Genomic DNA, 10,305 nt, shown 5'->3' with positions numbered 1-10,305 from the left:
CAGTTCCCCGCGCCCCTTGGGTACTGCGCCGCAGCCAGCGAATCAGCTCAGCCACAGAGCTTTTAGGGGCGCGGGGAACTGCGCGACCAGCCCACCACCCACCCGCACACAAACGAGCCCCCTCAGGGGCGCCGGGAACTGCGCGAGCAACCCACCACCCGCCCGCTGACAAAGACCGGGCCGATAAGGGGCGCGGGGAACTGCGCGAGCAACCCACCACCCGCCCGCAGACAAAGACCGGGCCGATAAGGGGCGCGGGGAACTGCGCGAGCAACCCACCACCCGCCCGCAGACAAAGACCGGGCCGATAAGGGGCGCCCCCCATGCCATGCCAAAAGGGGCCCAGGGGGAAAGCCCCGGGCCCCCTTGGTGGGGCGGCTACGCCGCCAGGAGTTTGCGGACTCGGTCCGCGCCCACGGCGAGCAGCAGCGTGGGCAGACGCGGGCCCGTGTCACGGCCCACCAGCAGGTGGTACAGGAGCGCGAAGAACGTCCGCTGAGCCGTCTTGATCTCCGGCGGCAGCTCCTTGGGCGTGGCGTCCGCCGAGAACCCGGCCTGGACCTTCGGCACGCCGTAGACCAGGTGGGTCAGACCGTCGAGCGACCAGTGGTCGTCGAGACCGTCCACGAGCAGGCGCAGCGACTCGCGGGCCTGGTCGTCGAGCGTGGCGAGCAGCTCGGTGTCGGGCTCCTCGCGCACCACGGTCCGCTGGTCGGCGGGGACCTGGGTGTTGATCCAGGCCTCGGCCCGGTCGAGCCGGGGGCGGACCTCGTCCAGGGAGGACAGCGGGTTCGCCGGGTCAAGGTCGCTCAGGATGCGCAGGGTCTGCTCGTCGTGGCCGGCGGTGATGTCGACGACCGAGGCGAGCGTGCGGTACGCCATGGGGCGCGGGGTGCGCGGCAGTTCACCGGCGGCGGTGCGGGCGGCGCGCGCGTGGGCCGCGGCGTCGGCGGGCAGCGCGCTGCCGTCGGCGACCTTGGCCTCCAGCTTGTCCCACTCGTCGTAGAGCCGCTGGATCTCCTGGTCGAAGGCGATCTTGAAGGACTGGTTGGGCCTGCGGCGCGCGTACAGCCAGCGCAGCAGCTGCGGCTCCATGATCTTCAGCGCGTCGCCGGGGGTCGGCACGCCGCCCTTGGACGAGGACATCTTGGCCATGCCGCTGATGCCGACGAACGCGTACATCGGGCCGATCGGCTGCTCGCCGCCGAAGATCGACACGATCTGGCCGCCGACCTGGAACGAGGAGCCCGGGGACGAGTGATCGACGCCGGACGGCTCGAAGATCACGCCCTCGTACGCCCAGCGCATCGGCCAGTCGACCTTCCAGACCAGCTTGCCGCGGTTGAACTCGCTGAGCCGGACGGTCTCGGAGAAGCCGCACGCCGAGCAGGTGTAGGTGAGCTCGGTGGTGTCGTCGTCGTAGGCCGAGACGACCGTGAGGTCCTTGTTGCAGCCGCCGCAGTAGGGCTTGTACGGGAAGTAGCCGGCGGAGCCGGTGCCGTCGTCCTCAGCGGCGGCGCCGGAGCCCTCGGCGGCCTCCAGCTCGGCCTCGTCGACCGGCTTCTGGCCCTGCTGCTTCTTGGCGGGCGCCTTCTTGGTGCGGTACTGCTCCAGGATGGCGTCGATGTCGGCGCGGTGGCGCATCGCGTGCAGGACCTGCTCGCGGTAGGCGCCCGAGGTGTACTGCTCGGTCTGGCTGATCCCGTCGTACTCGACGCCGAGGTCGGCCAGGGCCTCGGTCATCGCGGCCTTGAAGTGCTCGGCCCAGTTCGGGTACGCCGAGCCGGCCGGGGCCGGGACCGAGGTGAGCGGGCGGCCGATGTGCTCGGCCCACGACTCGTCGACACCGGGGACGCCGCCCGGCACCTTGCGGTACCGGTCGTAGTCGTCCCAGGAGATCAGGTGGCGCACCTCGTACCCGCGCCGGCGGATCTCGTCCGCGACCAGGTGCGGGGTCATGACCTCGCGGAGGTTGCCCAGGTGGATGGGGCCGGACGGGGACAGGCCGGACGCGACGACGACCGGTTTGCCAGGCGCACGACGCTCCGAGTCGGCAATGACCTCGTCCGCGAAACGGGAGACCCAGTCGGTCTCGGTGCTGCTCTGAGCCACGGTCGGCACGTCCTTCTTTCTCGTACGCCTCGAAGGGCTTGGCCCGCCCATTGTCCCAGACGGAACCACCCCCTCCGGGGTTGCGCGTATTCCCGGAGAAGCGGGAGACGCTCCCATGGGAGAATCCCCCCGTACACATCCCGTCCGCAAACCCTTTCGCGGGCGGCCGACCGACAGGAAACGGAACCCATGGCTTCGGTCCCTTCCCTCGCTTCCACTGTCCAGCAGCGCCTGGCGGACGCCCTCTCGGCAGCCCTGCCGGAGGCCGGCTCCACCGACCCGCTGCTGCGACGAAGCGACCGGGCCGACTTCCAGGCCAACGGCATCCTGGCGCTCGCCAAGAAGCTCAAGGGCAACCCGCGTGAGCTGGCGGCGAAGGTCACCGGCGCGCTGGACTCCGGCGACCTCCTGAAGGACGTCGAGGTCTCGGGCCCCGGCTTCCTCAACATCACGCTCACCGACGCGGCGATCACGAGGACGCTGGCCGCGCGCGCCGCCGACGACCGGCTCGGCGTGCCGCTCAAGGAGAACCCGGGCATCACGGTCGTCGACTACGCCCAGCCGAACGTGGCGAAGGAGATGCACGTCGGCCACCTGCGCTCGGCGGTCATCGGCGACGCGCTGCGCGGCATGCTCGACTTCACCGGCGAGAAGACGATCGGCCGCCACCACATCGGCGACTGGGGCACCCAGTTCGGCATGCTCATCCAGTACCTGATCGAGCACCCGGACGCGCTGGCCCCCGCGGACGAGGTCGACGGCGAGCAGGCCATGTCGAACCTGAACCGGGTCTACAAGGCCTCCCGCGCGGTCTTCGACGCCGACGAGGGGTTCAAGGAGCGCGCCCGCCGGCGGGTCGTGGACCTCCAGTCGGGTGACAAGGAGACGCTGGAGCTGTGGCAGCGGTTCGTCGACGAGTCGAAGGTCTACTTCTACTCGGTCTTCGAGAAGCTCGACATGGAGATCCGCGACGACGAGATCGTCGGCGAGTCCGCGTACAACGAGGGCATGCCCGAGACCGCCCGCCTCCTGGAGGAGATGGGCGTCGCGGTGCGCTCCGAGGGCGCGCTCGTGGTGTTCTTCGACGAGATCCGCGGCAAGGACGACCAGCCCGTCCCGCTGATCGTCCAGAAGGCCGACGGCGGCTTCGGCTACGCGGCCTCCGACCTGACCGCGATCCGCAACCGCGTCGCGGACCTGCACGCGACCTCGCTGATCTACGTCGTGGACGTGCGCCAGTCGCTGCACTTCAAGATGGTCTTCGAGGCCGCGCGGCGCGCGGGCTGGCTGACCGACGACGTCACCGCGCACAACATGGGCTACGGCACGGTGCTCGGCGCGGACGGCAAGCCGTTCAAGACCCGTGAGGGCGAGACGGTGAAGCTGGAGGACCTCCTCGACGAGGCCGTCGAGCGGGCCACCGCGGTCGTGCGCGAGAAGGCCGAGAAGGTGGGCCTGAGCGAGGAGGAGATCGTCGAGAACGGCCGGTACGTCGGCATCGGCGCCGTGAAGTACGCGGACCTGTCGACCTCGGCCAACCGCGACTACAAGTTCGACCTGGACCAGATGGTGTCGCTCAACGGCGACACGTCCGTCTACCTCCAGTACGCCTACGCCCGGATCAGGTCGATCCTGCGCAAGGCCGACGACGCGACCCCGGCCGCCCACCCGGAGCTTGAACTCGCCCCGGCCGAGCGCGCCCTGGGGCTGCACCTGGACGCCTTCGGCGAGCTGCTGGCGGAGGCGACGGCGGACTACGCGCCGCACAAGCTGGCCGCGTACCTGTACCAGCTGGCGTCGCTGTACACGACGTTCTACGACCAGTGCCCGGTCCTCAAGGCCGAGTCGCCCGAGCTGGTGGAGAACCGCCTGTTCCTGTGCGACCTGACCGCCCGGACGCTCCACCAGGGCATGGCCCTGCTCGGCATCCGGACGCCCGAGCGCCTCTGACCGGCCCCGTGCGGGGAGCGGCTCACGTGGTGAGCCGCTCCCACACGTTGGTGTCCCCCCGGTACTCGTACGCCGGACGGCCCTTGACGGCACTGCTGTGGAACGGCCTGCCGCTCTCGTCGTAGACCGGGATCCTCCCGAAGCGGTCGCCGCTGCTCCACTCCACCTCCAGGTACCAGGTCACCTCGTGCGCGTCGGTGTGCACATCGAGGTTGAGCACCTGCGGGTCCGTCGTGGACACCTTGTACGGGAAGTCCGTGGCGGGCACGCGGTTCTCGCCCTGCGTGCCGCCGACCGGCCTGGTGCGCGGCTGCGCCTTGTCCAGGTCGATGTCGAAGAAGCCCGGGGTGACCGCGCCGCCGCACCCCGAACCCATCGAGTACGCGGTCCAGTCGAGCGGCGCGTCGCGCTCCACGACCTTCACGTTCACGGCGTTGATGACGACCGACTCACGGGTCTTGCCGGTCGCGGTGAGCTGGAGGGTGAGGTGCCCGCCGTCGACCCCGCCGAGCACCGAGGCCCAGGGACGGCTCTCGTACGGGTCGGGCGGCTTCGGCACCGCGTTCGGCTTCTGGTCCATCAGATAGAACTTCCCGCACGGCCCGTCCCACTGGTACGAGCTGACGCCGACGCCGACCGGGGCCTGGGCGGCCGGAACGGGCTTGCGGACGGCCGACGCCGACGGGGCGGGGCTGTTGGAGCGGGTGGCGCGGCCCGACGGGCTCGGCGAGGAGGCCTTCGGGCTCGGGGAGCCGGACGTGGGGGGTGTGACGCTCGGCGTGGTGCGCTCTTCGGTCTCCCGTGCGTCGGCGACGGCCGAGCTCTTGGTGTCCTTGTCGTCCCCGGAGCCGCCGGACAGGTTCGCCACGGCCACGGCCACGGCCGGGACGGCGAGGGCCGTGACGGCGGCGGCCCCGATGAGCGCGAGCCGGGTGCGCTTGGTGAGCCGCTTGCGGAGCGGGGCGGTGGACGCGCCGGTGACCGTGCGGACGAGGGGAGACTCGGGGGAACGGACCTCGGATTCGCCCCCCTCGGATTCGCCCGCCTCGGAGACGGGCGCGGGGGCGGGGCCGACCTCGGCGGGCCCGACCGGAACCTCTACCTCCGGTTCCGCTTTCGATTCCGGTTCGGGTGTGGTCGCCGGCACCGGCACCGGCAGCGGCGCGGGCGGACGAGCCGCCTCCGCCGCTGCCGCGCCGCGCGCCTTGCGCCGCGCCTCGTCGGCCAGGATCCAGCGGCGGTGGAGCTCGACCGACTCCTCCCGGGTGGCCCCGCAGAGCCGGGCGAGCCGGTCGACGGGGGCGTACTCATTGGGCACGGCGTCACCGTTGCAGTACCGGTGGAGCGTCGACGTGCTCACGTGGAGCTTGCCCGCGAGGACGCCGTAACTCCGTCCCGAACGGTCCTTCAACTCCCTGAGCAATGCCGCGAAATCCTCGGACTCAGCCGTAGCCACGAGCCGTTTCCCTCCCCTGTCCGTCCCGGGAACGCGTTCCAGGGGAAGGCAGTTTCCCCAGGTCAGAGCGTGTTCCCGCGTTCCAGCTTCCCCCATTGTCCCTTGCTGATTGCGGTCGGCGCCGACCGGCCCGCAAGGTGAGTGCAGCAACCAGCCAAACCGGCCCACCGGGGGGAGCAGGCAATGCGATTCCGTATCCGGGTCAACCTGGCGGACTCGATGGCCGCCGCGATGCTGGCCGCCTCGGTGGCCACGGTGATCGCGCTGGTCCTCAGTCTCCAGAACTGACCGCGGCCACACACCGCTCGTCACCACGCACCACGCACCACACACCACTCACGTACGACTCACGCACCTAGCAACGGGGAGCCGATCCACCATGCGCACCAACCTCCGCATCACCGCCGCCGCGACCACCGCGCTGATCGCCGCGCTGTCCCTCACCGCCTGCGGCAGCGACTCCAAGCCCAAGGCGGCGGACAAGGCGTCCACGCCGACGGCCTCGGCGCCCGCCTCCACGCCGGCTTCTTCGACCGGCGGGGACGCGGCCGGGACGGCCGGGACGGCCGGGACCGGTGGTACGGGGTCGGCCGGCGGGTCCGGCTCTACGGGCGGCGGCCAGGGGACGGCCAAGCCGGCGAAGTCCACCGGCAAGCACACGGGCGGCCAGTCCGCGTCCGGTACCTCCGGCTCCGGTTCGGGTTCCGGTTCGTCCAAGCGCGTCACCTGCACCGGCTCCAACGTGAAGCTGACGGCGACGCCGGTCTCCCGCCCGATCAACCACGTCCTGCTGACGGCCACCAACATCGGCAAGACGGTCTGCGACGCGTACGACGCTCCGGCGGTGAAGTTCTCCAACGCCCAGTCGCCGATCGCGGTCGACAAGGACACCATCCCGCAGGCGGTGGTCTCGCTGGCGCCGGGCCGGTCGGCGTACGCCATGGTGCGCACGCAGGGGGAGCCCGACGGCACCGACCCGTACATGACGAGCCAGGTCGTCGTGTACTTCCGGGGCGCGACCGGCATGGAGTCCGTGGGCCGCTCGGCGTACGCGTCGCTGCCGAAGCCGGTGGGGGTGGTGGATGCGCAGGCGATGGCCACGTACTGGCAGACGGACCTGAGCGCGATCAGCGCCTGGTAACCCCCTTACGGGCCAGCGCCCCGCCCCCTTCCCGGGCCAGCGCCCCGACCCCCGCTCTCGTCTGCGGACCGTGAGGGTTGCCCACGCAGTTCCCCGCGCCCCCAACCCCGCTTTCGACCGCGGACCGTGCGTGGCTGGTCGCGCAGTTCCCCGCGCCCCTAAAAGCCTGTGGCTGAGCCAACTGTTCCGGCTGCGGGCAACCCCCTAGGGGCGCGGGGAACTGCGCGAGCAACCCACCACCGGGCCGCAGACAAAGACCGGGCCAAAAAGGGGCGCGGGGAACTGCGCGACCGGCCACCCGCCCGCCCGCAGACGAAGACCGGACCCAAAAGGCCGCACCCCCAACCCCCCACCCTCCTCGTTAACCCGGAAAAAACAACCGTGGGAGTGGCTGTGCACCGGGACGAGGATCCGTGGGGGGACGGCGAGGGAGCCGTACGGGCGGAGTTGGCCGTGCACCCCGCCGCCACCTGGCTGTACGTCGGCGAACCGCACGGCATCCTCCGCATCCCCCTCGGCGCGGACGGCCGCCCGGAGGCCCCCGCCGAATGGACCCCGGGCATCCGCCCGTACGGGCTCGCCGTGGACGCGACCGGCTCCTGCCTGTACGTCACCGACCCGCCCGGCGGACGCCTGCTGTGGCACGCCCTCGACCCCGCAGGACGCCCCGTACGCGGCGTCGGCTGGCAGGTGTACACCCCCGCCGGCCCGGACCTCGCCGCCGCGGTCGCCGCCCACCCCTTCCTCCCCCTCCTCTACGTCGCCGACCGCGAGGGGACGTCGGCCGCCACCCTCCTGCCCCTGGGCCACGGCGGCCGACCGGACGACGAGGGCACGGCGGCCCTCCGGGTATGCGGCACCTCCCCGCTCCACCAGGGCCTCGCCGTCCACCCGGCCGGCACCCGCCTCTACGTGAGCGACCCGGACGAACGCGCCCTGAACGTCGTCGCGCTCCGCCCGGACGGCCGAGCCGACTCCGACGGGCCGGCCCGCACCCTCACCCTCCAGGTGCCGTCCGCCCCGGGCCCGCTCGCGGTCCACCCGGCGGCGGCCTGCCTCTACTTCGCGGACCGCGAGACGGGCGCGCTGCACCGCGCCGGCCTCGCCCCCGACGGCCTGCCCGACCCGGACACCGGCCCCGAGCGGCTGCCGGGCCTCACGGCCCCGCGCTGCACGGGCGTCGCGGTGCACCCCCGGGGCACGTACCTCTACGCCTCCGCCACGGTCACGCTCGCCGTGACGGCGCTGGACCCGCGCACGGGCCGTCCGTCGGGCCGCCCGGTCACGCTTCCGCTGCCGCGCCACCGACCGTGACGGTGATCTCGTGCACCGAGTTGCGCACCCCGGGCGGCGGCTGGACGCGCCCGTCGCGGTCGGTGGCGCGGGCGCGGACGCGGTGACGGCCGGGCGGCAGCCGCAGGGTGAGGGTGAAGGGCTGCCAGGCGGGTTCGGGCCCGAGGGGTTCGAGCGCGGCGGGCCGCCAGGGTCCGTCGTCCACGCTGACGTCGAGGGCGACGACCTCCCCGACGCTCCACGCCCGGCCGACCAGCTCCACGTACTCCCCGGGCAGCCGTTCCCCGTCCCCCGGGCTGAGGATCTTGCTGCCGACGTCCACCGCGCGTACGGGACGGGCCGTGGACTCGCCCGGGTGGACGCGGGTGTAGAAGCGCGTGGTGAACATGTGGTCCGGCCGCTCCTCGGCCAGGACGATCCGGGTCAGCCACTTCACCGAGTTGGTGCCGAACATCCGGGACACCACGGTCCGCAGCGGGTGCCCGTGCCGGGCGGTGAGCGGCTCGCCGTTCATCTCGTACGCGAGGAAGACGTCCCGCCGGGCGGTCTCCAGGGGCAGGTCCTTCACGTACGACAGCCCGTCCTCACCGGCGAACGAGCCGGTGTCCGCGCCCTCGAACCAGACGTGCCGCGCGGAGGCGAGCGGCACGGCCCGGTCGAGGAGGGCGGACAGATCGAACCCGGTCCAGCGGAGGTTGGCCACCGCCCGGGTCGGCACGTCCGGCCGGAAGGGGTTGCCGAAGCACTCGTGGAACGCGGTGAAGCGACGCGCGGGCAGCGCGAGGACGTCGTCGAGGGTCAGCCGCAGCGGCCGCTCGACGAGCCCCTCCACGGACAGGCTCCAGGAGTCGGCGTCCACGTCGGGCACGCCGAGATGGGCGCGGACGAAGACGTGGTCGACGGGGGTGAGATAGTCCGTGACATCGGCGAAGTCCCGTACGTCCAGCGCCTGTTCACCCATCGCCCGCCCCCGTCGTCGCCGTCTACAGCCCGCGGGCGACCTCCGTCGCCCAGTACGTCAGGATCATGTTCGCACCGGCCCGCTTGATTCCCGTCAGAGTTTCGAGGATCGCCCGGTCGCGGTCGATCCAGCCCTTCTCGGCGGCGGCCTCGACCATCGCGTACTCGCCACTGATCTGGTAGGCGGCGACGGGCACGTCCACGGACTCGGCGACCTTGGCGAGGATGTCGAGGTACGGTCCGGCCGGCTTCACCATGACCATGTCGGCACCCTCCTCCAGGTCGAGGGCGAGCTCGCGCAGGGACTCGCGGGCGTTGGCGGGGTCCTGCTGGTAGGTCTTGCGGTCGCCCTGGAGGGAGGAGCCCACGGCTTCCCGGAACGGGCCGTAGAAGGCGGAGGAGTACTTCGCGGTGTAGGCGAGGATGGAGACGTCCTCGTGGCCGGTCTGGTCCAACGCGTCGCGGACCACGCCGACCTGACCGTCCATCATGCCGCTGGGGCCCACGACGTGGACGCCGGCGTCGGCCTGGACCTGGGCCATCTCGGCGTACCGCTCCAGGGTGGCGTCGTTGTCGACGCGGCCCTCGTCGTTGAGGACGCCGCAGTGGCCGTGGTCGGTGTACTCGTCGAGGCAGAGGTCGGACATGATGACGAGGTCGTCGCCCACCTCCTCCTTCACGGCCCGGATGGCGACCTGGAGGATTCCGTCCGGGTCCGTCCCGGCGGTCCCGAGGGCGTCCTTCTTCTCGTCCTCCGGCACCCCGAAGAGCATGATCCCGGCGACCCCGGTCTCGACGGCCTCCACGGCGGCCTTGCGCAGGGTGTCGAGCGTGTGCTGGACGACACCGGGCATGGCCTGGATGGGTACGGGCCGGTCGACGCCCTCGCGCACGAAGGCGGGGAGGATCAGGTCGGACGGGTGCAGCCGGTACTCGGCGACCATGCGGCGCATGGCGGGCGTGGTGCGGAGCCGGCGGGGGCGGGTGCCGGGGAAGGATCCGTAGCTCATGCCCCCACGCTACGCCGCCGGGCGGGGTTGTTTTCGCCCCACCCTTCCCCGAAGCGAGGCGGGCACCTGCCCGAATGACCGCATCCTGCCCGCGCGGTTCCCCGCGCCCCTGTTCGGCCAGGGGTTCGCCTGCGGGCCGACGGCGGACTGCCCGCGCAGTTCCCCGCGCCCCTTTTCCGCCCGGACTTCGTCTGCGGACCGGTGGAGGGTTGCTCGCGCAGTTCCCCGCGCCCCTTCAGGGCCCGGTGGTCGTCTGCGGGTTTGTGGGTGGCTGGGCGGGGGGGGGGGGGGGAGGGGCGGGGGGGGGGGGGGGGGGGGGGGGGGGGGGGGGGGAAGAAGAAAAAGAAAAGCAAAAAAAAGAAGAGGGAGAGGAGAAAACGGGC

The 10,305-nt window shown here is 72.0% G+C and carries 7 protein-coding genes; 3 read left to right on the top strand and 4 right to left on the bottom strand.

Annotated features, from left to right (window positions below; translation table 11 throughout):
• Window positions 1-378: 378 nt before the first annotated feature.
• A complete protein-coding gene (gene lysS / locus AC069K_RS35655; protein WP_365107339.1) occupies window positions 379-2,121 on the bottom strand; it encodes a lysine--tRNA ligase in 1,743 nt (580 codons plus the stop codon).
• 180 nt (window positions 2,122-2,301) lie between these two features.
• On the opposite strand from lysS, the gene argS reads away from it, so the two are divergent.
• Entirely contained in the window at window positions 2,302-4,062 is a 1,761-nt protein-coding gene (argS, locus tag AC069K_RS35650; RefSeq protein WP_478622987.1) for an arginine--tRNA ligase, read from the top strand.
• A 22-nt stretch (window positions 4,063-4,084) separates the two neighbouring features.
• Here the strand turns inward: argS and AC069K_RS35645 are convergent, their stop codons facing one another.
• Entirely contained in the window at window positions 4,085-5,518 is a 1,434-nt protein-coding gene (locus AC069K_RS35645; RefSeq protein WP_478622985.1) for a helix-turn-helix domain-containing protein, read from the bottom strand.
• 379 nt (window positions 5,519-5,897) lie between these two features.
• Between AC069K_RS35645 and AC069K_RS35640 the strand changes: the two genes are divergently transcribed.
• Both AC069K_RS35640 and AC069K_RS35635 read left to right on the top strand, forming a co-directional pair.
• Complete coding sequence (locus tag AC069K_RS35640) at window positions 5,898-6,659, top strand: DUF4232 domain-containing protein (protein ID WP_478622983.1); 762 nt, start codon at window positions 5,898-5,900, stop codon at window positions 6,657-6,659.
• A gap of 381 nt (window positions 6,660-7,040) precedes the next feature.
• On the top strand, window positions 7,041-7,973 hold the full coding sequence (locus AC069K_RS35635) for a lactonase family protein (protein WP_478622981.1): 933 nt from the start codon (window positions 7,041-7,043) through the stop codon (window positions 7,971-7,973).
• On the opposite strand, the gene AC069K_RS35630 is transcribed toward AC069K_RS35635, so the two are convergent.
• The gene (locus AC069K_RS35630; RefSeq protein ID WP_478622979.1) at window positions 7,942-8,913 is read right to left on the bottom strand and encodes a molybdopterin-dependent oxidoreductase; all 972 of its coding nucleotides are present in this window, start codon (window positions 8,911-8,913) and stop codon (window positions 7,942-7,944) included. The genes AC069K_RS35635 and AC069K_RS35630 overlap by 32 nt on opposite strands.
• 22 nt (window positions 8,914-8,935) lie before the next feature.
• Entirely contained in the window at window positions 8,936-9,922 is a 987-nt protein-coding gene (gene hemB, locus AC069K_RS35625) for a porphobilinogen synthase (RefSeq protein ID WP_478622977.1), read from the bottom strand.
• Window positions 9,923-10,305: the final 383 nt, after the last annotated feature.

The organism is Streptomyces sp. NPDC043908, assembly GCF_056435525.1.
The sequence above is the reverse complement of the archived record's forward strand: the minus strand, read 5'-3'. Positions and strand labels throughout refer to the sequence as shown.

Bases quoted from the DNA above. Each gene is read 5' to 3' on its own strand.
- argS (WP_478622987.1), top strand. From the start codon at position 2,302: ATGGCTTCGGTCCCTTCCCTCGCTTCCACTGTCCAGCAGCGCCTGGCG.
- hemB (WP_478622977.1), bottom strand. From the start codon at position 9,922: ATGAGCTACGGATCCTTCCCCGGCACCCGCCCCCGCCGGCTCCGCACC.
- AC069K_RS35640 (WP_478622983.1), top strand. From the start codon at position 5,898: ATGCGCACCAACCTCCGCATCACCGCCGCCGCGACCACCGCGCTGATC.
- AC069K_RS35630 (WP_478622979.1), bottom strand. From the start codon at position 8,913: ATGGGTGAACAGGCGCTGGACGTACGGGACTTCGCCGATGTCACGGAC.